Origin of the sequence: Burkholderia sp. PAMC 26561 (assembly GCF_001557535.2) — a bacterium.
GTDB lineage: Bacteria > Pseudomonadota > Gammaproteobacteria > Burkholderiales > Burkholderiaceae > Caballeronia.
This window is the reverse complement of the sequence record NZ_CP014307.1, coordinates 1,320,112-1,345,202: the sequence shown is the minus strand read 5'-3', so window position 1 is coordinate 1,345,202 and position 25,091 is coordinate 1,320,112. Positions and strand designations below refer to the sequence as shown.

Sequence of the window (25,091 nt, the reverse complement as noted above, 5' to 3'; positions counted from 1 at the left end):
GGCCGCGCCGGGAAGACCATCCGAAGCGCGAACCGGAAGGACGGCCGGAACTCAGGTTGAACCCGAGGTCCGGAAGCGCCCGTGCATTGCATTACTTCACGTTGGCGCCGACCACCTGGTCCCACTGCTTCGTGATGAGCGCTTTCGAAGCATTCTGCTCGTCGAGCGTCGGAAACACGACGTTTTTGTAAGCCGATGGCGGCGGCAGCTTGGCAAGCAGCGCAGCCGGAATCTTCTTGTTGGCTTCGAGATCCTTGAAGCGGATCGGGTGACAATAACCGGTGAGCCAGCCAAGCTGACCTTCATCGGAATAAAGGTATTCCATCCACAGCTTCGCTGCGTTCGGATGCGGTGCGTAGGCGCTGATCCCTTGCACATACACGCCCGCGACCACGCCTGTCTTCGGGACGACAACCGCGACCTTCGGATTGCCCTTCAAGGTATCGCGATCCGCCAGGGCGTTGTAGTCCCAGCGCACGATGATCGGCGTCGTACCCTGCGCCAGCGACGCCGCCTTGCCGATAACCGGCACGAAGTTGCCGTTCTTGTTCATGCTGCCGAAGTAGCTCAAGCCTGCGGCGCCGGCCTTCGATGCATCGCCCTTCGCTTGCGACAATCCCGCTGCGTAGACGGCCTGGATCGCCTGGTTCGCCGAACGAGGATCGCCCGCGAGTGCAACGGCATTCTTGTAGTCCGACTTGAGCAGGTCCGGCCAGTCGGCGGGAACCTTGTCCATCATGTCGGTATTCACTTCAAACGAGAGTACGCCGTAATAGTCGCCGTACCAGTAGCCGTCCTTCTCCTTGGCCGAATCAGGAATCGATGCCCAGGTCGACACCTTGTAAGGCTGCAGCAAGCCGGCGGCTTGCGCGGTCGGTCCAAACGACAGACCCACGTCGATCACGTCGGGCGCTTGCGGCCCCGTGTTGCCCTTATTCGCCTTGATGGCTTCGACTTCATCGCCTGAACCCGCATCGGGATTCAGCTCGTTGACCTGGATGCCGTACTTCGCCTTGAAGCCCGCGATCACCGCGCCATAACCGCACCAGTCGTGCGGCAACGCGATCGTCGTCAACTGCCCTTCTTTCTTCGCTGCCTCGATCAACGCCGCCGGCGGCGCCGCCACGGCATGGCCCGCGAGCGCGGTGAGCGTGGCGATGGCCGCCGTGATGGAGGCCTTGGCCGATGTCCTGCGAAAGGTCGAAGTCACTCGCAACCCGTCTTGATTCATGGTGTTTCCATCCTCTGCCTGACGTGCTTCGTTTTTGGAATGTTGCTGCAGCGTACCTGCTGCCTGAATCCGAAACTTGTTTGAATGCGCACACATTTGGCGCGCACGCGACTCTGGCGGCCAAATATTTAAGAACTATGACGACGGCTAAAAAGACAGTGATTCGAGACTGATTTCAGCACCGCAGGAAAACGCCTGGAGCGATCTGCAAGTGTGACGAAGAGACTAAGTTCAAATACCCAAATTCGCAAGTATCCAAAAAAATGCAACCTGAAAGTCATCGGTTCTTGTTAATATTTCGGTTGGAGAGATGGAGGAAACCTCCTAGAAACAGCTCATTAATATTGGCGACATGCGGATGACACACGTTTTGTGGTCGCATGCCAGGGCACACGGCAATGTGCCCGACTTCAACGCTCAAGGAACGCCGCATGTGGCAGGAAGATCGTCATCAGAGAATTCGAGCGCTACTTGCAACGCTCGAGCGCGTATCGACCGAGCGCATCATGGCCGAGCTCGGCGTGTCGCGCGAGACGGTCAGGCGCGACCTGGTGGATCTGGAAGCACTGGGTGAATTGAGGCGCGTGCACGGCGGCGTCACGCGGCCTGCTGACGAAGCGCCCATTGCCGAGCGCAGCCACACACACGTCAAATCCAAGAACGCGATTGCGCGCGCGGCTACGGCGCTGGTCAGCAGCGGTCAGACGCTGTTCATAGATGCCGGCACGACTACCGCAATCCTTGCGGAAGAACTCGCAAAACTCGCCAACCTGACCATCATCACGAACTCTATCGACGTCGCGCAGAAGATGCGTTCGACCAGCGAAAAGACCGAGACGAGCAACGAGATCATCCTGCTCGGCGGCTCCCTCAGCGACCGTGCGTTCGCGACAGTGGGCGGCACGACGGTCGCCGAGATCATTCGATACCGCGCCGATATTGCGCTGCTTTCGCCGGTTGCGATCGATCATCGGCATGGCGCGACCAATTTCGATCACGCCGAGACCGAAGTCGCGCGCGCGATGGTCGCGCATGCCGATCGCGTGGTGATCCTGGCCGACTACAGCAAGATTGGCCAATGCAGCCGGATCGCGTTTTGCCCGATCAGCCGGGTAGATACCCTGATCACCAACAAGAAAGGCGCCGAAGGTCCCGCGTTGCTTTCATTGCGCAAGAAGCTGCCGCAAGTGATCCTTGCCTAGACGCTGTCATTGCCATACGTTGCATCGAGTACGCGGCGTCGCAGCCGCGTCTCCCGCAAGGCGCCGGCGGCATCGAGCACCGGATAGGCCGTGGAGCAGAAGAGCGAGTTGAGCCGCTTCAGATCGCTGATGATGTCCAGGTGCAAGGCACTCGTTTCGATACTCCGCGCGCTCTGTCCCGCCAACCGGTCAAGATGCGCGTATGAATAGCTCCGCTCCAGGTCACGAAAGCGTTCTTTCTCCGCAAGCAGGCGCTCGGCGCTGCGCAGATCACTGTTCAGAAAAACGCTCAGTCCAAGCTGCAGGTTCAGGATCACGCGCGCATGCAGGTCCTCGAGCTCGCTCAGGCCTTCTGGCGAGAACGCCAGCCGATGCATGATCTTCTTCTCCTGAATATTCATCACTACCCGCTCGATGATGTCGCCCGCATGCTCCAGATTGATGGTTAGCGTGATGATGTCGGTCCATCGGCGGCTGTCGGCTTCGTCGAGCTGTTCGCGGGAAATCCGCGCCAGATACGTCTTCACCGCTGCGTACAACTGATCGACGTCGTCGTCCATGCGGATCGTCGTGCGCGCCTTGACCGGATCATTCGTGCGCATCAGGTCGAGCAGGTTATCGAGCATCGTGCGGATGATGTCGCCTATACGCAGCGCCTCGCGCGCCGAATTCGCCAGCGCGAGCGTAGGCGTGGAAAGCGCGACGGGATCGAGATAGAGCGGCCGCAACTCGGGATTCATATCCGGGCGGTCCGGCAGCAGCCGATAACACAAGCGCGCAACGTGCTCGACCAGCGGCATGCACGCAAGGCAACGCACGAGGTTATAGACGAGATGAAATGTGATCACCGACTCGCGCGGGTACGCGATCACCGCGCCAAGTCCCAACGCGATCCACGGTGCAAACGGCAGCACGATCAGCGCGCCGACCAGCTTGAAAAGCAGGTTGCCCAGCGCCAGGCGGCGGCCCGCCTGGTTCTGCCCCATCGTTCCGATCACTGCCAGCAAGCCGCTTCCCAGGTTCGCACCGACCACTAGACACACGGCGACCTTCAGCGAAATCACGCCGGACGATGCCAGCGTCGCAGTCAGCAGGACAGCGGCAAGACTGGAGTACGAGATCATGGCGAAGGCCGCGCCGACCAGCGTGTCGAGCATGGAATCGCCCGTGAGCGCGCCGAACATGACCTTCACGCCCTCGCCCTGCATCACGGGACGCGCCGCCTCGACAATCAGATGCAGCGCCAGCAGGATCAGCCCCAGCCCGATGACCGTGCGGCCGATCTGCCCCACGCGCGTTTGCTTGAACGACAAAAACGCGATGACGCCGCCCAGCAACAAAATAGGCGAGAGCCATGAAAGATCGAGCGTCAGCACGCGCGACATCAGCGCTGTGCCGACGTCGGCGCCCAGCATGATGGCTAGCCCAGGCGCCAACGGCAGCAGTCCTTGCGCTGCAAACGACGACGCCAGCACGGCCGTTGCGTTGCTGCTCTGCACGAGACTCGTCACGCAAAGGCCCGCGCCGAATGCGCGAAAGCGGCTGTTCGTGCTGCGCGCGAGCACGCGCCGCAGCTCGGCGCCGAGTACCCGCAGGATGCCGGTGCGGACAATATGCGTGCCCCACACCAGGACCGCCACGCCCGACAGGATATTCAAGAGAGTCAACATGTGGCCACTTCCGTTAATCGTTCCCACTGTAACGCCATTGACACATGATGCCACGCAAACGAGTTGTACAATTTTGCATTGTTGTAGTTTTGGGTATTTCCCGATAGGATCGACCGCACTCATCGACCCTGCGCGGGCCATCGTATGCCCTTGCGTTCTGTCGCGTTTTTTACCTGCAATCCAAGGGCTGCAAGCATGAACCAAGGCATGAGCCGAACTCTCGCGCTGTTCGATCTGGACCACACGCTGCTGCCGCTCGACAGCGACCAGTCGTGGGCGCGCTTTTATGCCACGCTCGGCTTCGAAGGAAGTGCCGACCACGTCAGGGAGATCGATGCGTACTATCAGCAGTACGCAGCCGGAAAGCTCGACATGGACGGGTATCTGAAACTGACTCTCGCGCCGCTCGCCCGTCATTCGCGTGCGGACCTGGATGCGTGGCACGACGCCTTCATGAAGTCAGTCATAGAACCGGCCATTCGCCCTGAAGCGCTCGCGCTGCTGCGCCGTCATCTCGACGCGGGCGACCTGTGCTGCATCGTGACGGCGACAAACGCATTTGTCACCGCGCCCATCGCAAAGGCGCTGGGCGTGGAACACCTGCTGGCGATCGATCTGGACACTGAAGGCGACGATCCGCTCGGGCGCTACACCGGCCGCTCCGTGGGCGTCGCGACGTTTCGCGAAGGCAAGATCGTCAGGACCGAGCAATGGCTTGCATCGCAGGGATTGAAGCTGAGCGACTTCAAGGAAAGCTACTTCTACAGCGATTCGGTCAACGACGTCCCGCTCATGGAACGCGTCACGCATCCTGTTGCGACCAATCCCGATTTCCGGCTGCGTGCGATCGCGGCCGAGCGCAACTGGCCGGTCATCGAACTCTTCGCGTAAGCCGGGTTTTATTCATACGCCATATGGCGTAGCATCTCGGCCATTCTTACGACAGACGTAGAGAGACATGGCCCTGATCGCCCGTAATCTGCTCGGCATTGCCGTCCTGCTGTTCATCGCTTTCATCTTCTCCAATAACCGCCGTGGCATCCGCTTGCGCACCGTCATACCCGCACTGCTCGCGCAAATTGGAATCGGTGCGTTCATCCTGTTCGTGCCCTTCGGCAAAAGCATCCTGGCGGCTGCCGCAGCAGGCGTGAATCACGTGCTTGGGTATGGCAACGCTGGGATCGAATTCCTGTTCGGCGGACTGGTGCAATCGAAGATGTTCGAGATCTTCGGCGATGGCGGTTTTGTCTTCGCCGTGCGGGTCTTGCCCGCCATCATCTTCGTGACCGCGCTGATCGCAGTGCTCTATTATCTCGGCGTCATGCGCTGGATCGTGATCATTCTCGGCACGATCTTCCAGAAGCTGCTCGGGGTCTCGAAGCTCGAATCGTTTTCTGCCGTCACCACCATCTTCCTCGGGCAAAGCGAAATGCCCGCGGTCGTGAAGCCGTTCGTGCGCGACATGACGGGCGCGGAATTGTTCGCGGTGATGTCAAGCGGCATGGCGGCGGTGGCCGGCTCGGTGCTCGCGGGCTACGCCGGACTCGGCGTGAAAGTCGAGTATCTGCTCGCGGCTTCGTTCATGGCGGTTCCCGGCGGATTGCTGTTTGCGAAGATTCTGCATCCGTCGACGGAAGCGAGCCGCGTCACCTTGGAACATCTCAGCTTCGATGAAAAACGTCCCGCGAATGTAATCGAAGCAGCGAGTTCCGGTGCAACCGTCGGCCTCAAGATCGCGGTGATGGTCGGCGCGATGCTGATTGCGTTCGTCGGCCTGATTGCTTTGTTGAACGGGATCGTGGGTGGAATCGGCGGATGGTTCGGCGCGCCGCATCTGTCGATGCAGTCCGTGCTCGGCGCCATCTTCGCGCCGCTCGCGTACCTGATCGGCGTGCCGTGGGACCAGGCCGCGCTCGCTGGCAACTTCCTCGGCCAGAAGATCATCCTGAACGAGTTCGTGGCGTATGCGTCGCTGTCTCCCTATTTGAAGGACTCCGCAAGCGTCGCCGCGGCGGGTCTCCAGGTGCTCGATCCGCGTACCATAGCGATCTTGTCATTCGCGCTGTGCGGCTTCGCGAACTTCGCGTCCATTGCCGTCCTGACCGGCGGCTTCAGCGCGGTGGCTCCGGAACGGCGCGCTGAAGTGGCGCGCTACGGCCTGCGAGTCGTGCTCGCCGCCACGCTCTCGAACCTGATGAGCGCGACGATTGCAGGCATGTTCCTGACGCTCAATTAAGGAAAAGATCATGACCATGGACAAATTGCTCGACCGGGCGAAAACCGCACGCGAACGGGCCTATGCACCCTATTCGAAGTTCAAGGTCGGCGCTGCGCTGCTCACAAAAGACGGCCGCATTTTCGATGGCTGCAATGTAGAAAACGCATCGTACGGATTGTGCAACTGCGCGGAACGCACGGCGTTTTTCAGCGCGATTGCCGCGGGCTGCAAACGCGATGAATTCGCGGCGCTGGCCGTGATCGGCGACACCGATGGCCCCATCGCGCCCTGCGGCGCGTGCCGTCAGGTGATCATCGAACTGGGCGGCCCGGAGCTCGCCATCCGCCTTGGCAACCTGCAGGGCGCGACACGCGACACCACCGCCCGCGAACAGCTTCCGGACGCGTTCTACCTATGACACAGCACAAGGTCATCTACGACACAGACCCGGGCGTCGATGACGCCATGGCGCTCGTCTTCCAGGCGCTGCATCCGGATATCGAACTGCTCGGGATCACGAGCGTGTATGGGAACGCGACCATCAGTACCACCACGTCCAACGCGCTTTACCTGCGCTCGCGATTCTGTCCCGGCGTGCCGGTCGCGCGTGGCGCTGCGGCGCCGTTGCATCGCGCGCCGCCCGCGCCGCTCGGATGGATCCACGGCGACAACGGGCTGGGCAATATCGAACTCGGCGAACCCGGCGATACATTGCTGGACGAGCGTTCGGCGCATCGATTCATTATCGATACCATACGGGCCCAGCCCGGTGAAGTGACGCTGATCGCGGTCGGTCCGCTGACAAATCTCGCGCTCGCACTCGAAGCCGATCCGGAGATTGCAACGCTCGTGAAGCAGGTCGTGATCATGGGCGGCGCATTTGGAACGGCGGGCGTGCTCGGCAATGTGTCGCCGGCGGCCGAAGCCAACATCATGTGCGATCCCGATGCCGCCGATATCGTGCTCGGCGCGCCCTGGCCCGTGACCGTGGTCGGCCTGGACGTGACGCAGGAGACCATCATGCCCAACGATTGGCTCGCCGGATTTGTCGACCAGGGCGATGCCGGCCGTTTCGTGTGGGACGTCTCGCGTCACTATGCGCAATTCCACAAGGACAGCGCAGGACTCGAAGGGATATACGTCCACGATTCGTCTGCGGTGGCGTACGTGCTCGCGCCCCACCTCTACACCGTGCGCAATGGTCCCGTACGGGTAGTGACAAGCGGCATCGCAACCGGCGAAACAATCCAGAAACCGACGACCATGAAGGCGCCTGCGCCGGACTGGGATGATCGTCCGGCGCAATCCGTGTGCATCGGCGTGGATGCCGCCGGCATGCTCGACCTGTACAAAAAAACTTTCTTCAAAGCGCTTTAATGGCTCAGTTGCGCGCCGAACCACGCGCGCAATGCTTCCACTTCTTCGGCACAGACCGAGTGCGGCATCGGATATTGATGCCACTCGATCTTGCAGCCGTGGGACAGCGCGAAGTCGCGTCCCTGCACGGCCAGTTCCAGCGGAAGAACCGGGTCCTGCGTGCCGTGCGCAGCAAAGATCGGCGTCTCGCGGTTTGCTTCGCTAAAGGCGGCATCGATCAGACCCGGCGACGGTACATAACCCGACAAAACGATCAGGCCGGCAAGCTTCTCAGGATGTGTCAGGCCCGCTGTATAAGTCATCGCGCCGCCTTGCGAGAAGCCTGCAAGGAAGATCTTCGATGTCGGGATGCCCCGTTCGTTTTCCCGCGCGATCAGATCGCGAATGCGGTCGCAGGAGGCCTTGAGACCGGCTTCATCGACGCGGCGGTTCACGCCATCGAACGAAAGAATGTCATACCACGCGCGCATCACGTAGCCGTTGTTGCCCGTCACCGGCATTTCGAGCGCGTTGGGAAACACGAAGCGCACGGCAGGCAGATCGCCCAGGCGCAACTCCGGCACGAGCGGGATGAAGTCGTTGGCGTCGGCGCCCAGGCCGTGCATGAGGATCACGGCGAACTCGGGATTCGGCGCGGTTTCCACGTCGATGGTGGACAACAAGTCGGTCATGAACTGGACTCCGGTGTGGATGACTTCAAATGATGGGAACAAGAATAAGGATGATGCCGAACAGCGAAACGACCCAGATGAGCGAGCGCAGGAATGGAATTCCCGCTGCGTATACGGGCACGTACACGACCCGCGCAATGATGTAGAGCCACGCGCCCGTGAGCGTCAACGGGCCTTCGCGGCCAACCATATGCGTAATCAGGATGGCGATGGCGAAAACAGGCAGCGTCTCGAACAGATTGGCTTGCGCGCGCATGAGTCTGCCGGTCAACTTGCCGGGCGGCGCTGCCGGCTTGTCGCGAGCGCTGGCGTTATAGCCAAGACCGGTCTCGCGGCTGCGCAATACCGATGGCAGCAACACCTGGATCAGCGCAAGCACCAGCGCCCAGGCGAGGATATGGAGTTCTGTCGTCATGGTGGCTCTTTAGGTTGAAGTGCGGGCAAAACCGGATTCATCATGCCATCATTGACGCATCTGCAGACACGCGAAAATCTACTCATGCAAACCCTTCCTGTGCGTCTCGTCCCGGGCGACGACCTGCGCAACACACTCGAATCCCTCGCACGAAGGAAGGCGCTGGGCGCGGCGTTCGTGATTCAGGGTGTTGGCAGCCTGAGCGTGGCGAACCTGCGTTATGCCGGTATCGATCAACCCGCGCTCCTCGACTGCGACCTCGAAATCCTGACGTTGGCCGGTTCACTTGGTCCCGATGGCGCGCACCTCCACATGTCCGTTTCGGATTCCGCAGGCCGTGTGTACGGCGGCCATGTATCGGCGGGATGCATTGTCAGGACCACGGCAGAAATCCTGCTCGTCAGCCTCGACGGTTTCCGCTTTTCACGCGAGTTCGATTCCGGCACGGGTTTCCCGGAACTCTCGATATATCCTCAACCCTGACGGGTGCGCCAATACCGGCGCATGAGTTCGATGCTGACGATACACGCCACCAGCCACGCCGTACCCGAGGCGAAACCGGCCAATACATCGCTCGCGAAATGCACGCGCAGGAACACGCGGCTGCTCGCGGTCGTGACGGCAATCAGCGTTGCCACGATGGCCGTCGGCAAACGCCAACGTGCGGGCATGACGCTCACCAGCACATAAGCGACCATGCCGTAGGTCACCAGCGATCCCGATGCATGCCCGCTTGGAAAACTCCAGCCATCGGCAGTGGCGATCTCCCGGTCGTGCACCGGCCGCACGCGTTCGAAGATGCGTTTGAGCGTGGTGTTCAGGACACCGTTGCCGGCGATCGCGATCACAAACCCGATCGCGATCGCAACCTTGCCGCGCAGCGCCAGCAAAGCCGCGCCCAGCACGCACCAGAGCGCGAGCAGCCACGGATCGCCAAGATGCGTAACGCGTGCAAAGATCCGGATCACGCTGATTGGAACGCCTTGGGCGATGCCATCGGCAAAAGCCTGATCCGCGTAACCGAGTGTCTCACCGTCGCCAATTTCGTCGGCAATGGCGGCAAAGAGCGCAGCCGCCCCGACGATGATCGCAAAGCTCACCACAAGATGGAGCACGAGCAAAACGCGCGTCGACAACCCGCCCTGTTCACGCGGCAAACCGTAGCGCTGCACGAGCTGCCATGCGCCGAGCACCGCAATGATTGCGACCAGGAGCGTCACGCCGTACACCGCGAGCGCATGCTCGCCCGCAACATGCGCCGCATGAATCAACTCGGCGTATCTCGGATCTGGCTGACTCATGAAAGCGTGGCGAGAGAATCGTCGAGCGTTTCGGTGCTGAAATCGAGTTCGTGCCGCGTGACCGGTTCAAACGATACACGCTCGCTATTGAAGTCCCATCGCTCGATGACGGCGCGCCGTTCGCCTGCACCCGATGCATCGTGGTATTCAATCAGATTCACCGAATTCGGCACCGCTCCGCGAACGCGCGAAGACAGCGATGTCCCTGCCTGCACCGCCCACATGCGCCGCGGCAGATCCTTGTAGGCGGCATGCAAAGGCAGCACGTACGGCAAATGAATATGTCCGCCCAAGATCAGATCGGCACCTGCCTTCGCCCAACGCTGAACCGCATGCTGGCGGCCGTGCAACAGGTTATGCACGTCGTTCGCACGCGCGGCGAGAACCGGCTGATGCGTGACGACCATGCGCAGTTGCCCGGGCGCCGCGCGCTCGAGCAACCGCGCCACACGCTCGGCTTGTTGCACTGAAACTTCGCCATCCTTATGACGGTAAGGACGCGTCGTGTTCACGCCGATCACGAGCAGCGCATCCGATTCGTACACGGGTTCGAGATCATGCCCGAACACCCGCCGATGATTTGCATACGGATGCATCGCGCGGGCGAAAACGTTATAGAGCGGAATGTCGTGATTGCCGGGCACGACCAAGAACGGCGTCGTGCCGAACTGATCGACGAAAGCGCGAGCCGCGCTGAACTGCGCACGCCGTGCTCGCTGCGTGATGTCACCGGACATGACCACGAGATCCGGGCGATGGGTGTCGGCGAGACGCAGCAATGCGTCCACGACCGGCGGTTGTTCAGTGCCGAAGTGAGGATCAGAAATTTGCAACAGCAGGGTCATGAGCGATTGGCGTTGGCGACATCGGCCTCGGGTTTCAGCAAATACAGCGGCTCCGGGGCGATGCGGAAATCGAGCGGCATGTTCATCCAGGTCACTTCGCCATCGGTTGCGATCTTCACGAGACGGCGGCGCTTCGACGGATGCGTCACCGTGATGTGCTTGAACGCAAAGCTGACAACGTTATCGGCGTTGCTCATCCTGCCCGTCGCGCCGCGCAGCGTGATTCCAATTTGCGCAAGCCGCCCGACGGCGCGCGGTGCAATAGCGGCGAGCAACCCGCGTTCCAGCAGCGGCGCTTCGGCCATGCCGATTTGTTCGAGCTGCAGGCGATTGTTGCCGACAAATAGTGTCGAAGTCCGGATTTCCTGCATTGTGCCATCGTGCTCTATGTGCAGACGCAAATGCCGATGCCGGCGCAACAGGGTGACGGCTGCCGACCAGAGCGCGATCAGACGGCTTCGCCCGAACTGCTGCTTGTACAACTCACGATCCTCCAGCAATTTCGGATAGAGACCAAGACTCGCATTGACCAGGAACATGCGGTCGTTGACGAAACCGACCTGCACCGGATGCGCCCGTGCACTGAGCAGCAACGGAATGGATTCGGCGGGATCGGACGGAACGCCGTGGTCGCGGCTGAAGTAGTTGAAGGTGCCGCGCGGCAAGACGGCGAAGGGACAGCCGCTGCCCAGCACGGCGCCCGCAACGGCGCACAGCGTGCCGTCGCCGCCCGCGCCGACCACCACGCCGTTTTGCGCCTTTGCGTCGCGCACCGCCTGGGCGGCGGTATCGGCGAGTTCTGCCGGGTTGTCGACAAGTCTGATCTCGAACTTCCGTCCCGCCTCGCCAAGCATCCGTTCGAGCGCGGCGCGGGTTTCATCGCTTTGTTTGCGCCCCGAACCCGCGTTCATCACGATGAAAAACGGCGCATCAGCGGCGATCGTTCGAGGTGCGTGTGCCTGCGGAGCGGCTTCGGATGGCGTTGGGGATAGTTCGGCGGGCGTCATGAATGGCGCTCCTGTCAGGTCGGATCGAGCACGCTCGATGATTGAACGGGTGCGTCGCCAGCCATTGCCGGGCAGCCGTTGCGGCGCCCGACAATTATAACAATTAGCTTACATTTTCTTCCGCCAATAAAAAGACGCGCGGCTTGCCGCCCCGCGCGCCTGCAAAGCGACTACAAACGCCGGCTACATATGTTCGCCGCGTATATAACCTTCGAGTTGGTGGATGGTGAGCTCCTGCTCGGACATGATGTTTTTCACCAGGTCGCCTATGGAAATCATCCCCACGAGTTTTTCGCCGTCGATGACCGGCAAATGGCGCATGCGTTTTTCGGTCATCAGCGCCATGCAGTCGTCCGTGGTCTGCTCCGGGCGCACGAAACGCACTTGCGAAGTCATGATTTCGTGCACCGGGGTCTGCCGCGAAACCCGGTCCATCAGCACCACTTTGCGCGCGTAATCGCGCTCGGTCATGATCCCGACAATGGCCTCGCCGTGCGTCACGATCAGCGCGCCGATATGCTTTTCCGCCATCATGACGATGGCGTCGTAGACCGAAGCCGTGTCGGCAATCGTGAAGATGGTGTGATCGGGTTTCGAATTAAGAACTTGTGCGACTGTTGCCATCGAACGCCTCCGTTGAACCGCGCGACGCCTGCCGGACGGCAGGGCGTACCACATGGGGCCACGTCTTGCCTTACATGAAAATTACCCAGCCCATTCAAAAAGTATAGGCCACCTGCCGGTTGCCCGGACGCTCGAAAACACGGGTTTTAGTCCGTCCAAGGGTCAATCCCGATACGGCAACTCGATATGCGCACGACACGGTAACGCTGCGTTCATAAACCCGCAAAATTGAGCTTCAGTTTCCCTGCACCGCGCCGCTAATCAGGAACCGGCTGGTCAAAGCCCGGCATAAATCGAACAGGAGAACATTTTGAGCAGCTCACAACACGACATCGAACAGCGGGTTCGGCTCGCAGGCAACAACATGTTCGAGCTGCTCTTGTTCCGCCTGGGCGAAGCGCCCGGCTCGGAGCAGCGCGAGCTTTACGGCATCAATGTGTTCAAGGTGCGTGAGATTCTCGCGATGCCCGAGATCACCGTGGTCGCCGGCGCGAATCCCGAAATCCTCGGCGTTGCCGATATCCGCGGTCAGATCATTCCGGTCATCGATCTGGCGCAGGTGACGGGTTGCCGGCCGAAAAACGGTCCGAAGATCCTGCTCGTGACGGAATTCGCGCGTACCACGCAAGGTTTTGCCGTCGAAGAAGTCGACGATATCGTGCGGCTGGAGTGGAACCAGGTTCTATCGGCGGAATCGCATTCGAGCGGGCGGACCGTGACGAGCTTCGCGCGGCTCGACGGCAACGTGGACGGTTCGCGGCTCGCGCAAGTGCTCGACGTGGAGCAGATCCTGCGCGACGTCCTGCCGTCGACAACTGCAGACGAGATCAACGAGTCCAGCACGGGCCGCCTGGTCCTGAAGCCCGGCACGAAGGTTCTCGCCGCCGATGATTCCGGCGTCGCCCGCAGCCTGATCGAGCAGAGCCTGAACGCGATGGGCGTGTCGTTCATCATGACCAAGAGCGGCCAGGAAGCGTGGAATGTGCTGGAAGACCTGCAGCGCAAGGCCGAGTCGGAAGGACGGCTTGCATCGGATGAAATCGCGCTGGTGCTGACTGATCTGGAAATGCCGGAGATGGACGGCTTCACGCTCACACGCCGCATCAAGGCGAACGCCGGCATGCAGGCCATTCCGGTGGTAATCCATTCGTCGCTGTCGGGATCGGCGAACGAGGAACACGTGCGCAAAGTGGGCGCAAACGCGTATGTATCGAAGTTTGCGCCGGCCGAACTCGCGACCGTGATGCGCAACGCATTGAAGACCGGCACCTGAAGCATTTAGTCCGGCCTCGACGCAAAAGCGCCAATGCCCGCTGGACGTAAGTCCAGCGGGCATTGGCGCATTACACGGTCATTCAGCGAAGCTTTACGCGATCAGGACGGCTTGATGTTTGCCGGTTGTGCGCGCAACAGCACGTAGACTTATTGACCGAAGAAAACTGCTTGCGACTTGCTGGTGCCGTCACGGCTCGTCGAACCCGACTGCGTCAGCGACTTCGAGCCACCGTAAGCATTTGCATCGGCATTACGGCTTTCAGCAGCCAGCGTTTGCGTGTTCTGGCCTTGTTGCGAAGCCGGAGCACCGACCGAAGGACGATACGAAGGCGCCGGGCCGTAGCCGCTGGCAAAAGCCGGAACAGCGATAGAAGCGGTAGCGGCGATAAGCAAGGATGCGAGAAGGTTCTTTTTCATGATGAGCTCCGATATTGGGTAGACGTACGACTGTTCACAAGGCGTTGCAGCGGTCTTGCTAATGCGTCGTTGCTGCTTCGTCGATGAAATGCAGTGTATACCCCTACTATCGGTTTTTTATCCCAATAAACTTCAATACACTATTCAGGATCGAAGAATAATCAGGCGGATGGGGTGCGCCGGGGAAACGCCAGAAGCAAGCCTGTAAAAGGCTTGCGGCGACAGGTTTTGGGGACAAATGCAGTTGAAATCCGACTTTCGGCGACCGATTTCAGTGAACTTGCACGATCTGACCAATCAACTTGACCAGGACGCCAGGCGCGTTGCCTTTCTGGCAGTAGCCATCGAAGCCTGCGTGAACGCCCTTCGAGCGCACGTAGTCTTCCCCAAGCGCCGTAAAAGCGATGATTCCCGCATTACGGGTGGGAGAGATTCGGCGTAAAACGCGGGCAGTGGCGAACCCGTCGTGCTCCGGCATGCTGATGTCGAGCACGACGACATGTGGAACCCAACCATCGATTGCCTGTAGCGCGTCTACACCGCTCAGCGCAAAGCGAGTGTCGCAGCCGTCTGCGTTGAGCGCGGCAGCGAGACCTTCGGCGCTCGCGGCGTTGTCATCGACAACCAGGATTCGCCACTGCTCATGGTCTGCGTCGACGTTGCGGCTCGTCCACAGCGCGCATTTCGGGGAGTAGGAAACTGAAAGCATTGACCGCTCTATATTTTGCAGGTGCAGCAACTGCAGCATTTTTCGCGCCAACCTGCTCTATTGTCACAAGCGTTTCATGCGGAGGTGAGACCAGAACCCGTACACGTCTTGTCTGACAATGAGTTGGCCGCTTGAAAGCGGCGCTCATCGAATGATCATGGGCGCCAGCATGTCGGGCGTTCAGGACTTTGCTTTGACTTTTTTGCCGGAAGATTCGTCTGTCGAGCGCAATTTTGCATTCGCGAGAACCAGCAGGTTTGCGTCGGACTGGCGCAGTGCCTCGTCCAGTTTGTCCAGCGCATCGCGCAACGTGCGTTTTTGTGTCTTGTTCAACGCTTGCGGGCCATGCTCCGCGACCAGCTTCGCTTCCTTCTCTAGCCGTTTGAGCAATTTCGTCCCGAGACGACTGTCGATGGCCTGCTCGCCCAGCAATTCGACGATGCTTGCCGCCAGCCGCGTCAATCCGTCGGCCGTGGTCTGCGTGGGTTCGTCCTGCTCGACGCGATCTTCCATGTGTATTTCCCCGTGATGCGCAATGAAGCAAGAAGGGTCAGGCTGCGCTCGACGGCCTTCTTGCACCGCGCGAGTCTACCCGCAAGGCGTGACAGCCATAAGTCCGTTACGTGTCACGCAGCAATCTCCCCACAGTAACGCGAATTCGTTGCACAGGACGTCCGAACTGCCGCAATTGGCACGCACAATCGGTGGTTGATCCGTCTTCTTTCCCGCCGCCGATGACCACCGCCCTGCCCTACGCCTCTGACTTTTCCGGCCTCGTGTGCGGCTTTCGTTTTGCCGAAGACGCGCCGGGCGTTCACATTGATTCAGACGGCGCGCTGAACTGGCTTGCGCAATGCAACACCGGCCAGGAAGCGGGCGATTTTGTCTGGCTGCATTTCGACCTGGCGAACGGCGCAAGCGAACGCTGGATGCGCACGCAGCTCGATTTGCCCGACGCCTTCTTTGAAACGTTGCGCGACGGCTCGCATTCCACGCGCATCGAACACCAGGAAGGCTCACTGCTCGCGGTGATCAACGACGTGATGTTCAATTTCGATGTAACGCCATCCGAGATCGCCACACTGTGGGTCTACACGCGCGAAAAGCTGCTGGTCACCGCGCGGCTGAAACCCTTGCGTTCCATCGATACCCTGCGCGAGGCCGTGCGCGGCGGCGAAGTCTTTCGCTCGACCGTCGAGCTGCTGATCCATTTGCTGCGCGATCAGGCCGACTTGCTGGTCCAGATCGTAAGGCGCACGAGTATCGACATCGATAAAGTCGAAGACCGGTTTCTCTCCATGCGCGCCCCCGCCACGCGCTCGGAACTGGGCGCATCGCGGCGAGTGCTGGTGCGCCTGCAGCGTCTGCTTGCGCCCGAGCCGGGATCGATCTTCCGGCTGCTTGCCCGTCCGCCGCGCTGGCTGCAGACGCTCGACCTGCAGGATCTGCGCGACGCCACCGAAGAGTTCTCCCTCGTTCTCGGCGATGTGGCCGGGCTTGTAGAACGCATCAAGCTCTTGCAGGAAGAAATCGCCGCGCGTCTGGACGAACAAAGCAACCGGACGCTGTTCACGCTGACGCTGGTCACGGTGCTGGCATTGCCGATCAACATCGTCGCCGGGATCATGGGCATGAACGTCGGCGGCATTCCGCTCGCCGAGAACAAGCATGGCTTCTGGCTGATGGTCGCGATCGTCGCGACGTTCACCGTGCTCGCGGGTTGGTGGGCGTTTTATCGAAGACGCGGGCGCTAGGCTGCGATCTGTCACCCAATTTTGAACTTGCATTCAACCATGGCGGACGCCGATACTGTACGCATATACAGTACCGGCGATCAGCAATGGAGTTGTCCGAAAAGCTGGAAATCCTCGCCGATGCCGCCAAGTACGACGCCTCTTGTGCAAGCAGCGGCGCACCGAAGCGGTCATCGCGTGGACTTGAAGGGCTCGGCGCCAGCACGGGCGCAGGCATTTGCCACAGTTTCACGCCTGACGGGCGTTGTGTGTCGTTGCTCAAGATTTTGCTGACCAACTTTTGTCAGTACGACTGTCAATATTGTGTGAACCGCCGTTCCAGCAATGTGCCGCGTGCACGGTTCACCCCGCAGGAAGTGGTTGACCTGACGGTCGACTTCTATCGGCGCAATTACATCGACGGGCTGTTTCTCAGCTCCGGAATCATCCGCTCGTCGAACTACACCATGGAACAACTGGTTCGTGTCGCACAGTCCTTGCGCGAGGACCATCAATTCCGCGGTTACATCCATCTGAAAACCATTCCCGACGCCGATCCCGGGTTGATCGAGCAAGCCGGACTGTTCGCGGACCGGCTGAGCGTGAACATCGAATTGCCGACAGATGTCAGCTTGCAACGGCTCGCGCCTGAAAAAAGCGGACGCACCATCAAGATCGCGATGAGTTCGATCCGCGTGGCGCAAGAGGAATCGGAGGCCGAACCGAAGGCGCCGCGCTTCGCGCCGGCCGGACAAAGCACGCAAATGATCGTGGGCGCCGATACCACCGACGACCAGACCATCCTCGCCACCGCCGAAACATTGTATGGGTCATACAAGTTGAAGCGCGTCTACTATTCGGCCTTCAGCCCGATTCCCGACAGTCCGTCCGCCGTGCCTTTGCAGGCCCCGCCGCTGTTGCGCGAGCATCGGCTGTATCAGGCGGATTTCCTGATGCGCGGCTATGGGTTCAGTGCGTCCGAATTGCTCGATGGCCCGGGCAATCTCTCGCTCGATATCGACCCGAAGCTCGCGTGGGCGCTCGGGCATCGCGAGCGCTTTCCCGTGGATCTGAACAAGGCGGCGTTGAGGATGATTGCGCGGGTGCCGGGCATCGGCATGAGAAACGCAAAACGCATTGTCGATTTGCGACGGTCCCGCAAGATTCGCTACGACGACCTCGTGCGCCTCAGGTGCAGCATGGACAAAGTACGGCCCTTCGTCACGACGGAGGACTACAAGCCGCCAATTCGCGATGTATCGTCCGAGCATCTGCGCCGCGCGCTCACCGCCGCGCCGGTTCAGCTCTCCCTTTTGTGAGCCGGGGCGCTCATGCGGATGCGGACGGTTGTCATCGATGGTGAATATGCTGCTTGGCGCGCGGCTGCGTTGTCGGCGCTCGCGGAGAAACTGCCGCCGGAATTGATCGAATGGCGGGAAATCAGCGACCACACGGCAAGCGACCCCTCTCTTTTCGACGCAGAAATGCCGCCCGGCCTGCCCTCCGATGCGCCCGTTCTCTCGATCTCCAAGACTTTTGCAACGCTGCTGAAAGAAGCGGCGTCATTCCGCGATTCCGAACGCTGGGCATTCCTCTACAAGCTGATCTGGCGATGGTCGCAAGGCGACCGCGCGGTGGAATCGGCCGCCGACGAAGACGGCGTGCGTCTGCACAAGATGGCCAAATCGGTACGGCGCGCGCAACACGACATGATCGCGTACGTGCGTTTCCGCAAACGCGACCCGGCCCTCGGCGCGCCGGAATATGTCGCGTGGTACGAACCCGATCACGATGTCCTCGCCTGGAGCGCCGATCACTTTGCCCAGCGCATGGGCCGTTCATCGTGGATGATCACCACGCCGCACGGCGCCGCCATGTGGAGCGGGACGGAACTGCGCATCGAGCGACGCCCCGCGATCGCGGCCGACCACCTTCCTGAAAACGAAGACGATGCCGAAAAACTCTGGCTGACTTACTACAAAAGCACCTTCAATCCGGCGCGCCTCAACGAAACCGCCTTGCATCAGCACATGCCCGTGCGGTTCTGGAAGGGCTTGCCGGAGGGCCCGTTGATTCCGCAAATGATCAGCGAGGCTCGCAGCGGCGCCGGAAAAGTGGCGCAGGCGAGCGGTGTCGGCGCGCTCAGCCTGACGAGCGGCAAGGCAATCATCATGGAAGCGGAAAAGGCCCAGCCTGCCCGCCATGCAACCACATCCCTCGATGCCTGCCGCCGCTGCGAGCTTTGGCGCGAAGCGACGCAAGCCGTGCAGGGCGAAGGTCCGGTACAGGCCGCGATCATGCTGGTCGGCGAGCAGCCAGGCGATCAGGAAGATCTGAAGGGGCGTCCGTTCGTCGGTCCCGCAGGACAACTGCTCGATTCGGCAATGCAACGCTCCGGCCTCGATCGCGCCGACGTGTACATGACCAACGCGGTCAAGCACTTCAAGTGGGAACCGCGCGGCAAGCGCCGGCTGCACAAGACGCCGGCACAGCGTGAAGTCGATGCCTGTTCTGTGTGGCTCGAGCAGGAACTCGCGACGGTGAAGCCACGCGTGATCGTCGCGCTGGGCGCAACCGCGCTGCACAGTCTTGTTGGGAAACAGGCCACGCTCGGCAGTCATCTGGATAAGACCTTGCCGTTCAACGGCGGATGGCTGGTCACCACCTATCACCCGTCGTTTGCACTTCGCCAGCAAGATGAAATTGCGCGCGATCGCGCCGTCGATGTGATCGTGTCGGCGCTGGAGCGCGCGCAAATGCTGGCTTCAGCCGCCGCGCCAGATGCTACCGGCCTCAGAAGCCCAGGTCGCTCAGGCCGGGATGATCGTCGGGACGACGACCCAGAGGCCAGTGATATTTGCGCTCTGATTCCTTGATGGGCAAGTCGTTGATGCTCGCATGCCGATGCGTCATCAGACCCGCTTCGTTGAATTCCCAGTTTTCGTTACCGAAGCTGCGAAACCAGTTCTTCGAATCATCGTGCCATTCGTAGGCAAAACGCACCGCGATCCGCGAACCGGTGAATGCCCACAACTCCTTGATCAGCCGATAGTCGAGTTCACGCGCCCATTTGCGCTCAAGAAATGCCTCGGCTTCAGCACGGCCCGACACGAACTCCGCACGATTACGCCAGCGGGTGTCTTCGCTATATGCCAGCGCAACCCGCTTGGGATCGCGCGAATTCCATCCGTCCTCAGCGAGACGGACCTTCTGCTTGGCGGTTTCAGCATTGAACGGGGGGAACGGCGGTTTGCTTTCCATGTCGGGTCCTTGGCGAGGTTATCGAGCGGCTTGGCTAGTGGAGACAGGTCTGTCTACCGGCGTACTCTAGCGCAGGTAGACAGACCTGTCTACAATGGTCGATCATGAACCTACTTGCTTCCACCAAGGACTTCGCGGCGGACCTGCCGCCCGCCGAACGGATTCTCGTTACCGCGCACAATCTCTTCTACCGCGATGGCATACGTGCTACGGGAATCGATCGCGTGATCGCAGAATCGGGCGTCGCGAAGAAGACGTTTTATCGATACTATCCGGCGAAAAACGATCTGATCGTGGCGTTCCTGGATTACCGGCATCGTAACTGGATGGCGTGGTTCGAGGACGCCGTCAAACGCCACGGCGGCGATGCCAACGCGCTCGTGCCCACGCTCGCGGAATGGTTCGGGAGCGAGGTGTATCGCGGGTGCGCGTTCATCAACGCGGTGGTGGAAGTGGGCGGTACGCTGCCTGAAGCGGTCGATATCTCGCGGCGTCACAAACAGGATATGGCGGATGTCATCAGGACATTGCTGCCTCCCGGTTCCAGGACCGCCAAGGCGGATGCTCGCGCGTTGGCAATGGCCGTGGATGGCGCCATCATCGGTGCACAATTCGAGGATTCGCCTGACGCCACGCTGAAGTCGCTGGCTCGTGTGGTGAAGGCAATTGCAGATCCAAGTTGAGCGCCCGTTCACCGGCACAACAAAAGAGGCCATTCATTGAACGGCCTCTTTGCGTTGCGTTACGCCAACCGGCTGGTTTTAGTGTCCGCCGCTGAGCACGATCTGAGCGATCACGCCCGTTGCGATCGCAGCGAGGACATAGTCGCCGCCAACGCCAACCCAGTGGTATCCGCGTGGCGGCTGTCGCAGGCCATAGCCGCGGTAGTCGTCGACCACATACTGACGGTCGCGGTAATCATTGGGCAACCGGTCTCCACGGCGCCATTCGCGCGGGCTGTCGCCACGCATGCCAGGGCCGCCGGGGCCACCGTGTCCCGGGCCGTTGTCGGCGCGGGGAGACGGACGGTTATTGTCGTAGTGCTGGCCGCCGGGGTTGCCCTGCGGACCGTGGTTTTGCGCCTGATTCTGATTTTGATAGCCGTTGCCGTGACCTTGCATACCCTGCGGCGGTTGACCGCCCGGGCGCTGCTGCTGACCGCCGTGGTCGTCGTGACCGGGACCGCCGGGACCGCCCGGAGCGCCTTGCGCAAATGCCGCTGATGCCACGCCCAGAGTCGAAAACAAAACTACCGTAGCGATAAGACTTTTCTTCACGAGTACCTCGTTCAGTGTTGTAAGTAGGTAGCCAGTATGGCGTCCGCAAGACGCATTCCAAGGCTTTCTCGCAAAGTTTGACACCTTACATATTCCATACGTTTCGATCGGTGCAACGATGTCTGCATGCGAAATACCCGGCGAATTGATCGCCTATCGCAATAATTAAAAGTTTCAATCGTCTTCAATCATGTTGGCCGCGGCGGCGCAACATCGGGCAAAGCCTTATTGCATAAGCGTCGGTTGCGATTATTCGCGCTAACAAGACAGTGTATTCACCTGAATGGTATTTATCGGAACACGCCGATTGCGTAAGTTCGAGCGTGAACCATGCCAGGAACGAACCATGACAGCGTTAGCCAGAAGCGCGGACCCGTGGCAACAGACGGTCCGCTCGTTGACAGCGACCCACGCAAGCGCGGCAGAAACTGCCCCGCGGCAACGGGCCGTCCATCCTTTTTTAGAGCGGCTCACGCGAGCGTGGGAGCGCGATCACCCGCACGTTGCGGCGCCACCGGAGCAATCCGAACGGCCGTTTCCCGAAGCCGTGGTGCGTGTCATCGAACGGCCGAGCAGCGCCACTGCGATTGTTTATTGGTCGGATGCGGCAACTTGCCATTACGGTTATCAGGGTTGGCGCGTCACCACCGCGACGACCGACGGTGCGTGCGCCCTGACCGGCGAAGTCATTCATCGGGGCGACGCGGTTTACCGGCCGTCGCAACGGGATCCGAAACCGCAAAACGCATCGGCGATGATTCTTGCGGCTTCCATGCCACAGAATGAGAACTGCGACGCCGATCTGCAGGATCAGCACGCCTGAGCACGCCTGAGCAAGCCACCTAGCCACGAGAAATGCTACGGAAACGCTACCGCACAATGCGGACGCGCTTTCCGTAATATGAAACACGACGTTGCGCCGCTTTGATGTTGAGGCGGCGCTTTAAGTTCTAATGGCGAGGCAAATCTGCGTCGAGGCTTTCGCCCGCGTGGCATCGCGCTGCCGTGGATGCGTGTTCCGAAACCCGCGCAGATATTGTGTCTACCTCTTGCAACCGTCTCTTCGATCCGGCAATTTCCAAGCCAAATTCCGCGCTCGCTGCTGATATACCTCTCTTCGTTTCATACGCCAGAAGTACGATTCCATCGCTGTGACAGCTATTACACTGTAGAGCCGCACTTTCATTGCTGGATGCGCAACGCGGTTCAGGCGAACGGCCCGACAGGTTAATGACGCGCATCGGCAGGACCGCGCGTCGTAAATTTGTCATCGCAATTGCGTAGGATCGCAGTCTCCCGCCGCTCCATCACTGCAAGGAGTTCATCGTGAAGAGTTTTCAAGCGCAGCGCGCCGTAGCTCGTGACACCATCCGGTCAGCAGACACAGCGTATGAGTCGCAAGTGCTACGCGAACCGAAAGAGGCACGCGCACAGACGGATCAGGACGTCTACGCCGATTCACTCGATATCCCGCTCAATCACGGCGGCATGATGGATGCCGTTCGCGATGCGGTGAGAGCGAATCTATAGGAATAACGGCCACGAGAAAGCGGCGTCTCTATCAGAAGAGCGCCGCTTTTTTTCGCCTAGCTTTTTCAGGCCCGTGGTCCTAACCGGGCGATCACATCCGCGTGCTGCGGATGCGCTTTCGTCAATACCGCGATGTCGGCGAGTTCGAATTCGCTGAATTCAAAACCCGGAGCGACCGTGCAGCCGACCAGCGCGAAGGTCGCCGGATCGCATAACTCCGCGGCAAACCATTGCCCTGTCGGGACAACAGCCTGGAATACGGCGTCAGCATGCGTCAATGCGTTGCCGAGTCGATGCGTATGCAAGTGGCCGGCGGTATCGATTACGTGGATGTTGATCGGTTCGCCCGCGTAGAAATGCCAGACCTCGTCAGACTTGATCCGGTGCCACGCCGAATGCGCGCCGTCGCACAGCATGTAGTAGATCGCGGTGGACGCCGAGCGTCCATCTTGCGGCGAGGTCTGCCGAAAGACCTTGTCGGCACCACGAAAAGTCTCGCGGAAAAAGCCTCCTTCGGGATGCGGCTGAAGCCCGAATTTTTCAATCAGCACATCGCGCATATTCCGCACCCTTTACGATTTCAGCTTGTAGCCGGTCTTGAAGATCCACGCGACCACGCCGATGAACACCGCAAGGAACACCAGCGTCATGACGAGGCTGATTTCCACGCTGACATCGGCGATCCCGTAAAAGCTCCAGCGAAAACCGCTGATCAGGTACACCACCGGATTGAACAGCGCGACGGCTTTCCAGAACGGCGGCAGGATATCGATGGAATAGAAACTTCCGCCGAGGAACGTGAGCGGCGTGATGATCAGCAGCGGGATCACCTGCAACTTCTCGAACCCGTCCGCCCAGATGCCGATGATGAATCCCAGCAAGCTGAACGTAATCGCCGTCAGCAACAGGAACACGATCATCATGAACGGATGATCCACATGCAACGGCACGAAGAGGCGCGCGGTCGCGAGAATGATCAGGCCGAGGATGATCGACTTGGTCGCGGCCGCACCCACATAACTCAGCACGATCTCCAGATACGAGATCGGCGCGGACAATAGTTCGTAGATCGTACCGGTGAATTTTGGAAAGTAGATGCCGAACGACGCATTGGAGACGCTTTGCGTCAAAAGCGAAAGCATCACGAGACCCGGCACGATGAACGCGCCATAACTCACGCCGTTCACTTCGGGAATGCGCGAGCCGATCGCCGCGCCGAACACCACGAAATACAGCGACGTGGAGATTACCGGCGAGATGATGCTGCCCATGATCGTGCGCCACGTGCGCGCCATTTCGAACTTGTAGATGGCCCGGACTGCATGAATATTCATTTCTTTTCTCCGACCAGGCTCACGAAAATGTCTTCCAGCGAGCTCTGCGTCGTCTGCAGGTCTTTGAACTGGACGCCGTTATCGGCGAGATCCTTCAGCAATGTAATGATGCGGCCCGGTTCGTCCTGCGCGTCGTAGGTGTACGTCAGTTCGCAACCATCCGCGGAGAGCGCCAGCCGGTATCCGCTCAGACCTGCGGGAACCTGCGTGATTGCATCTTCCAGTTGCAGCGCGAGTTTTTTCTGGCCAAGCTTGCGCATCAGTTCGGCTTTCTCCTCGATCAGAATGATCTCGCCGCGATTGATCACACCGATACGATCCGCCATTTCCTCGGCTTCATCGATGTAATGCGTCGTCAGGATGATCGTCACGCCGCTCGCCTTCAGGCCGCGTACGAGGTTCCACATGTCGCGGCGCAGTTCCACATCCACGCCGGCAGTCGGCTCGTCGAGGAACAGGATTTCCGGTTCGTGCGACAAAGCCTTTGCAATCAGCACGCGGCGTTTCATGCCGCCCGAGAGCGTGACAAGCTTGTTGTCCTTCTTCTCCCAGAGCGACAACGAGCGCAGCACTTTCTCGATATGCGCCGGGTTTGGCGGTTTGCCGAACAAGCCGCGGCTGAATGAAACGGTGGCCCAGACGGATTCGAACGCGTCCGTGGTCAGTTCCTGTGGCACGAGCCCAATCATTGCGCGGGCGGCGCGGTAGTCGGAGATAATGCCGTGACCGTTCACGCGTACCGTGCCTTCTGTAGGATTCACGATCCCGCACACAATGCTGATCAGCGTGGTCTTGCCTGCGCCGTTCGGCCCGAGGAGCGCGAAGATCTCCCCGCGACGGATATCGAGCGAGACATTTTTCAGCGCCGTGAAGCCGGACGCATAGCTCTTCGACAGATTCGAAATTTCGATGATGTTTTGCATGGCCGCCAAGATAGCAGAAAGCGGCATATCGTTCGCAAACGGGCAGGATTGCCTTTTCTGCAGGCATGGCG

At 60.3% G+C, this 25,091-nt stretch carries 29 protein-coding genes; 13 read left to right on the top strand and 16 right to left on the bottom strand.

The window, feature by feature from the left end; translation table 11 throughout:
* Window positions 1–91: 91 nt before the first annotated feature.
* A complete protein-coding gene (locus tag AXG89_RS21715; RefSeq protein WP_082771554.1) occupies window positions 92–1,231 on the bottom strand; it encodes an ABC transporter substrate-binding protein in 1,140 nt (379 codons plus the stop codon).
* Between the two features lie 431 nt (window positions 1,232–1,662).
* On the opposite strand from AXG89_RS21715, the gene AXG89_RS21710 reads away from it, so the two are divergent.
* Window positions 1,663–2,433 carry a DeoR/GlpR family DNA-binding transcription regulator gene (locus tag AXG89_RS21710; RefSeq protein WP_062002634.1) on the top strand — a complete coding sequence of 257 codons (771 nt, stop codon included), beginning with the start codon at window positions 1,663–1,665 and terminating at the stop codon, window positions 2,431–2,433.
* Here the strand turns inward: AXG89_RS21710 and AXG89_RS21705 are convergent.
* Window positions 2,430–4,103, bottom strand: coding sequence for a Na/Pi cotransporter family protein (locus AXG89_RS21705; RefSeq protein ID WP_062172364.1), 1,674 nt, complete (start codon window positions 4,101–4,103; stop codon window positions 2,430–2,432). The genes AXG89_RS21710 and AXG89_RS21705 overlap by 4 nt on opposite strands.
* Before the next feature lie 207 nt (window positions 4,104–4,310).
* Here AXG89_RS21705 and AXG89_RS21700 point away from each other — a divergent pair, with 207 nt between their 5' ends.
* The 4 genes from AXG89_RS21700 to AXG89_RS21685 all read left to right on the top strand — a co-directional run bounded on the left by AXG89_RS21700 (window position 4,311) and on the right by AXG89_RS21685 (window position 7,698).
* The gene (locus AXG89_RS21700; RefSeq protein ID WP_062172363.1) at window positions 4,311–4,994 is read left to right on the top strand and encodes an HAD family hydrolase; all 684 of its coding nucleotides are present in this window, start codon (window positions 4,311–4,313) and stop codon (window positions 4,992–4,994) included.
* Window positions 4,995–5,061: 67 nt separating this feature from the next.
* On the top strand, window positions 5,062–6,339 hold the full coding sequence (locus AXG89_RS21695; RefSeq protein ID WP_062002632.1) for a NupC/NupG family nucleoside CNT transporter: 1,278 nt from the start codon (window positions 5,062–5,064) through the stop codon (window positions 6,337–6,339).
* A gap of 10 nt (window positions 6,340–6,349) precedes the next feature.
* Window positions 6,350–6,739 carry a cytidine deaminase gene (locus AXG89_RS21690; RefSeq protein ID WP_062002631.1) on the top strand — a complete coding sequence of 130 codons (390 nt, stop codon included), beginning with the start codon at window positions 6,350–6,352 and terminating at the stop codon, window positions 6,737–6,739.
* Entirely contained in the window at window positions 6,736–7,698 is a 963-nt protein-coding gene (locus AXG89_RS21685; RefSeq protein WP_062172362.1) for a nucleoside hydrolase, read from the top strand. The genes AXG89_RS21690 and AXG89_RS21685 overlap by 4 nt, the downstream gene beginning before the upstream one ends.
* On the opposite strand, the gene AXG89_RS21680 is transcribed toward AXG89_RS21685, so the two are convergent.
* On the bottom strand, window positions 7,695–8,369 hold the full coding sequence (locus AXG89_RS21680; protein ID WP_062172361.1) for an alpha/beta hydrolase: 675 nt from the start codon (window positions 8,367–8,369) through the stop codon (window positions 7,695–7,697). The two genes, AXG89_RS21685 and AXG89_RS21680, sit on opposite strands and share 4 nt — an antisense overlap.
* A gap of 25 nt (window positions 8,370–8,394) precedes the next feature.
* On the bottom strand, window positions 8,395–8,784 hold the full coding sequence (locus tag AXG89_RS21675; RefSeq protein WP_062172360.1) for an MAPEG family protein: 390 nt from the start codon (window positions 8,782–8,784) through the stop codon (window positions 8,395–8,397).
* A gap of 84 nt (window positions 8,785–8,868) precedes the next feature.
* Between AXG89_RS21675 and AXG89_RS21670 the strand changes: the two genes are divergently transcribed.
* Window positions 8,869–9,267, top strand: a complete 399-nt coding sequence (locus AXG89_RS21670; RefSeq protein WP_062172640.1) for a PPC domain-containing DNA-binding protein — start codon at window positions 8,869–8,871, stop codon at window positions 9,265–9,267.
* Here AXG89_RS21670 and AXG89_RS21665 read toward each other — a convergent pair.
* The 4 genes from AXG89_RS21665 to AXG89_RS21650 all read right to left on the bottom strand — a co-directional run bounded on the left by AXG89_RS21665 (window position 9,258) and on the right by AXG89_RS21650 (window position 12,561).
* Complete coding sequence (locus tag AXG89_RS21665) at window positions 9,258–10,085, bottom strand: phosphatase PAP2 family protein (RefSeq protein WP_062172359.1); 828 nt, start codon at window positions 10,083–10,085, stop codon at window positions 9,258–9,260. The genes AXG89_RS21670 and AXG89_RS21665 overlap by 10 nt on opposite strands.
* The gene (locus AXG89_RS21660) at window positions 10,082–10,930 is read right to left on the bottom strand and encodes a metallophosphoesterase family protein (RefSeq protein ID WP_062172358.1); all 849 of its coding nucleotides are present in this window, start codon (window positions 10,928–10,930) and stop codon (window positions 10,082–10,084) included. Before AXG89_RS21660 ends, AXG89_RS21665 begins: the two co-directional genes overlap by 4 nt.
* On the bottom strand, window positions 10,927–11,937 hold the full coding sequence (locus AXG89_RS21655) for a diacylglycerol/lipid kinase family protein (protein WP_082771522.1): 1,011 nt from the start codon (window positions 11,935–11,937) through the stop codon (window positions 10,927–10,929). The genes AXG89_RS21660 and AXG89_RS21655 overlap by 4 nt, the downstream gene beginning before the upstream one ends.
* A gap of 183 nt (window positions 11,938–12,120) precedes the next feature.
* Window positions 12,121–12,561: a CBS domain-containing protein gene (locus AXG89_RS21650; protein WP_062002623.1), complete on the bottom strand. Its 441-nt coding sequence runs from the start codon at window positions 12,559–12,561 to the stop codon at window positions 12,121–12,123.
* A 310-nt stretch (window positions 12,562–12,871) separates the two neighbouring features.
* Here AXG89_RS21650 and AXG89_RS21645 point away from each other — a divergent pair, with 310 nt between their 5' ends.
* Complete coding sequence (locus AXG89_RS21645; protein WP_062002622.1) at window positions 12,872–13,834, top strand: chemotaxis protein; 963 nt, start codon at window positions 12,872–12,874, stop codon at window positions 13,832–13,834.
* Window positions 13,835–13,983: 149 nt separating this feature from the next.
* Here the strand turns inward: AXG89_RS21645 and AXG89_RS21640 are convergent, their stop codons facing one another.
* The 3 genes from AXG89_RS21640 to AXG89_RS21630 form a co-directional block, all read right to left on the bottom strand.
* On the bottom strand, window positions 13,984–14,253 hold the full coding sequence (locus tag AXG89_RS21640; protein ID WP_062172357.1) for a hypothetical protein: 270 nt from the start codon (window positions 14,251–14,253) through the stop codon (window positions 13,984–13,986).
* A gap of 271 nt (window positions 14,254–14,524) precedes the next feature.
* On the bottom strand, window positions 14,525–14,962 hold the full coding sequence (locus AXG89_RS21635; RefSeq protein ID WP_062003633.1) for a response regulator: 438 nt from the start codon (window positions 14,960–14,962) through the stop codon (window positions 14,525–14,527).
* Window positions 14,963–15,142: 180 nt separating this feature from the next.
* Window positions 15,143–15,475: a hypothetical protein gene (locus tag AXG89_RS21630; RefSeq protein WP_062002620.1), complete on the bottom strand. Its 333-nt coding sequence runs from the start codon at window positions 15,473–15,475 to the stop codon at window positions 15,143–15,145.
* A 221-nt stretch (window positions 15,476–15,696) separates the two neighbouring features.
* Between AXG89_RS21630 and AXG89_RS21625 the strand changes: the two genes are divergently transcribed.
* The 3 genes from AXG89_RS21625 to AXG89_RS21615 all read left to right on the top strand — a co-directional run bounded on the left by AXG89_RS21625 (window position 15,697) and on the right by AXG89_RS21615 (window position 19,571).
* On the top strand, window positions 15,697–16,716 hold the full coding sequence (locus AXG89_RS21625; RefSeq protein ID WP_062172638.1) for a transporter: 1,020 nt from the start codon (window positions 15,697–15,699) through the stop codon (window positions 16,714–16,716).
* Window positions 16,717–16,802: 86 nt separating this feature from the next.
* Window positions 16,803–18,014 (top strand): putative DNA modification/repair radical SAM protein, encoded by a 1,212-nt coding sequence (locus tag AXG89_RS21620; protein WP_062172356.1) that lies wholly within the window; start codon window positions 16,803–16,805, stop codon window positions 18,012–18,014.
* An 18-nt stretch (window positions 18,015–18,032) separates the two neighbouring features.
* Complete coding sequence (locus tag AXG89_RS21615) at window positions 18,033–19,571, top strand: UdgX family uracil-DNA binding protein (RefSeq protein WP_069638404.1); 1,539 nt, start codon at window positions 18,033–18,035, stop codon at window positions 19,569–19,571.
* Here the strand turns inward: AXG89_RS21615 and AXG89_RS21610 are convergent.
* On the bottom strand, window positions 19,489–19,956 hold the full coding sequence (locus AXG89_RS21610; protein ID WP_062172355.1) for a nuclear transport factor 2 family protein: 468 nt from the start codon (window positions 19,954–19,956) through the stop codon (window positions 19,489–19,491). The genes AXG89_RS21615 and AXG89_RS21610 overlap by 83 nt on opposite strands.
* 104 nt (window positions 19,957–20,060) lie before the next feature.
* Here AXG89_RS21610 and AXG89_RS21605 point away from each other — a divergent pair, with 104 nt between their 5' ends.
* Complete coding sequence (locus AXG89_RS21605) at window positions 20,061–20,639, top strand: TetR/AcrR family transcriptional regulator (protein WP_062172354.1); 579 nt, start codon at window positions 20,061–20,063, stop codon at window positions 20,637–20,639.
* Between the two features lie 78 nt (window positions 20,640–20,717).
* Here AXG89_RS21605 and AXG89_RS21600 read toward each other — a convergent pair whose 3' ends face one another.
* Window positions 20,718–21,233, bottom strand: coding sequence for an RcnB family protein (locus AXG89_RS21600; protein ID WP_062172353.1), 516 nt, complete (start codon window positions 21,231–21,233; stop codon window positions 20,718–20,720).
* 346 nt (window positions 21,234–21,579) lie between these two features.
* Here AXG89_RS21600 and AXG89_RS21595 point away from each other — a divergent pair, with 346 nt between their 5' ends.
* On the top strand, window positions 21,580–22,056 hold the full coding sequence (locus tag AXG89_RS21595; protein ID WP_062172352.1) for a DUF3331 domain-containing protein: 477 nt from the start codon (window positions 21,580–21,582) through the stop codon (window positions 22,054–22,056).
* 503 nt (window positions 22,057–22,559) lie between these two features.
* Window positions 22,560–22,763, top strand: a complete 204-nt coding sequence (locus AXG89_RS21590; RefSeq protein ID WP_062002613.1) for a hypothetical protein — start codon at window positions 22,560–22,562, stop codon at window positions 22,761–22,763.
* 65 nt (window positions 22,764–22,828) lie between these two features.
* On the opposite strand, the gene AXG89_RS21585 is transcribed toward AXG89_RS21590, so the two are convergent.
* Genes AXG89_RS21585 through AXG89_RS21575 form a run of 3 tightly spaced genes read right to left on the bottom strand, consistent with a single transcriptional unit; the run spans window position 22,829 to window position 25,020 of the window.
* Window positions 22,829–23,323, bottom strand: a complete 495-nt coding sequence (locus AXG89_RS21585) for a cupin domain-containing protein (protein ID WP_062172351.1) — start codon at window positions 23,321–23,323, stop codon at window positions 22,829–22,831.
* Between the two features lie 12 nt (window positions 23,324–23,335).
* On the bottom strand, window positions 23,336–24,097 hold the full coding sequence (locus tag AXG89_RS21580) for an ABC transporter permease (RefSeq protein WP_062002611.1): 762 nt from the start codon (window positions 24,095–24,097) through the stop codon (window positions 23,336–23,338).
* The gene (locus AXG89_RS21575; protein ID WP_062172637.1) at window positions 24,094–25,020 is read right to left on the bottom strand and encodes an ABC transporter ATP-binding protein; all 927 of its coding nucleotides are present in this window, start codon (window positions 25,018–25,020) and stop codon (window positions 24,094–24,096) included. Before AXG89_RS21575 ends, AXG89_RS21580 begins: the two co-directional genes overlap by 4 nt.
* Window positions 25,021–25,091 lie beyond the last annotated feature (71 nt).

Excerpts from the sequence above, each read along its gene's own strand:
- AXG89_RS21690 (WP_062002631.1), top strand. The coding sequence starts at position 6,350 with ATGACCATGGACAAATTGCTCGACCGGGCGAAAACCGCACGCGAACGG.
- AXG89_RS21705 (WP_062172364.1), bottom strand. The coding sequence starts at position 4,103 with ATGTTGACTCTCTTGAATATCCTGTCGGGCGTGGCGGTCCTGGTGTGG.
- AXG89_RS21680 (WP_062172361.1), bottom strand. The coding sequence starts at position 8,369 with ATGACCGACTTGTTGTCCACCATCGACGTGGAAACCGCGCCGAATCCC.
- AXG89_RS21625 (WP_062172638.1), top strand. The coding sequence starts at position 15,697 with ATGACCACCGCCCTGCCCTACGCCTCTGACTTTTCCGGCCTCGTGTGC.
- AXG89_RS21715 (WP_082771554.1), bottom strand. The coding sequence starts at position 1,231 with ATGAATCAAGACGGGTTGCGAGTGACTTCGACCTTTCGCAGGACATCG.
- AXG89_RS21650 (WP_062002623.1), bottom strand. The coding sequence starts at position 12,561 with ATGGCAACAGTCGCACAAGTTCTTAATTCGAAACCCGATCACACCATC.
- AXG89_RS21620 (WP_062172356.1), top strand. The coding sequence starts at position 16,803 with ATGGAGTTGTCCGAAAAGCTGGAAATCCTCGCCGATGCCGCCAAGTAC.
- AXG89_RS21685 (WP_062172362.1), top strand. The coding sequence starts at position 6,736 with ATGACACAGCACAAGGTCATCTACGACACAGACCCGGGCGTCGATGAC.
- AXG89_RS21655 (WP_082771522.1), bottom strand. The coding sequence starts at position 11,937 with ATGACGCCCGCCGAACTATCCCCAACGCCATCCGAAGCCGCTCCGCAG.
- AXG89_RS21585 (WP_062172351.1), bottom strand. The coding sequence starts at position 23,323 with ATGCGCGATGTGCTGATTGAAAAATTCGGGCTTCAGCCGCATCCCGAA.
- AXG89_RS21595 (WP_062172352.1), top strand. The coding sequence starts at position 21,580 with ATGACAGCGTTAGCCAGAAGCGCGGACCCGTGGCAACAGACGGTCCGC.
- AXG89_RS21640 (WP_062172357.1), bottom strand. The coding sequence starts at position 14,253 with ATGAAAAAGAACCTTCTCGCATCCTTGCTTATCGCCGCTACCGCTTCT.
- AXG89_RS21710 (WP_062002634.1), top strand. The coding sequence starts at position 1,663 with ATGTGGCAGGAAGATCGTCATCAGAGAATTCGAGCGCTACTTGCAACG.
- AXG89_RS21670 (WP_062172640.1), top strand. The coding sequence starts at position 8,869 with ATGCAAACCCTTCCTGTGCGTCTCGTCCCGGGCGACGACCTGCGCAAC.
- AXG89_RS21630 (WP_062002620.1), bottom strand. The coding sequence starts at position 15,475 with ATGGAAGATCGCGTCGAGCAGGACGAACCCACGCAGACCACGGCCGAC.
- AXG89_RS21575 (WP_062172637.1), bottom strand. The coding sequence starts at position 25,020 with ATGCAAAACATCATCGAAATTTCGAATCTGTCGAAGAGCTATGCGTCC.
- AXG89_RS21675 (WP_062172360.1), bottom strand. The coding sequence starts at position 8,784 with ATGACGACAGAACTCCATATCCTCGCCTGGGCGCTGGTGCTTGCGCTG.
- AXG89_RS21635 (WP_062003633.1), bottom strand. The coding sequence starts at position 14,962 with ATGCTTTCAGTTTCCTACTCCCCGAAATGCGCGCTGTGGACGAGCCGC.
- AXG89_RS21695 (WP_062002632.1), top strand. The coding sequence starts at position 5,062 with ATGGCCCTGATCGCCCGTAATCTGCTCGGCATTGCCGTCCTGCTGTTC.
- AXG89_RS21660 (WP_062172358.1), bottom strand. The coding sequence starts at position 10,930 with ATGACCCTGCTGTTGCAAATTTCTGATCCTCACTTCGGCACTGAACAA.
- AXG89_RS21580 (WP_062002611.1), bottom strand. The coding sequence starts at position 24,097 with ATGAATATTCATGCAGTCCGGGCCATCTACAAGTTCGAAATGGCGCGC.
- AXG89_RS21605 (WP_062172354.1), top strand. The coding sequence starts at position 20,061 with ATGAACCTACTTGCTTCCACCAAGGACTTCGCGGCGGACCTGCCGCCC.
- AXG89_RS21665 (WP_062172359.1), bottom strand. The coding sequence starts at position 10,085 with ATGAGTCAGCCAGATCCGAGATACGCCGAGTTGATTCATGCGGCGCAT.
- AXG89_RS21615 (WP_069638404.1), top strand. The coding sequence starts at position 18,033 with ATGCGGACGGTTGTCATCGATGGTGAATATGCTGCTTGGCGCGCGGCT.
- AXG89_RS21610 (WP_062172355.1), bottom strand. The coding sequence starts at position 19,956 with ATGGAAAGCAAACCGCCGTTCCCCCCGTTCAATGCTGAAACCGCCAAG.
- AXG89_RS21700 (WP_062172363.1), top strand. The coding sequence starts at position 4,311 with ATGAGCCGAACTCTCGCGCTGTTCGATCTGGACCACACGCTGCTGCCG.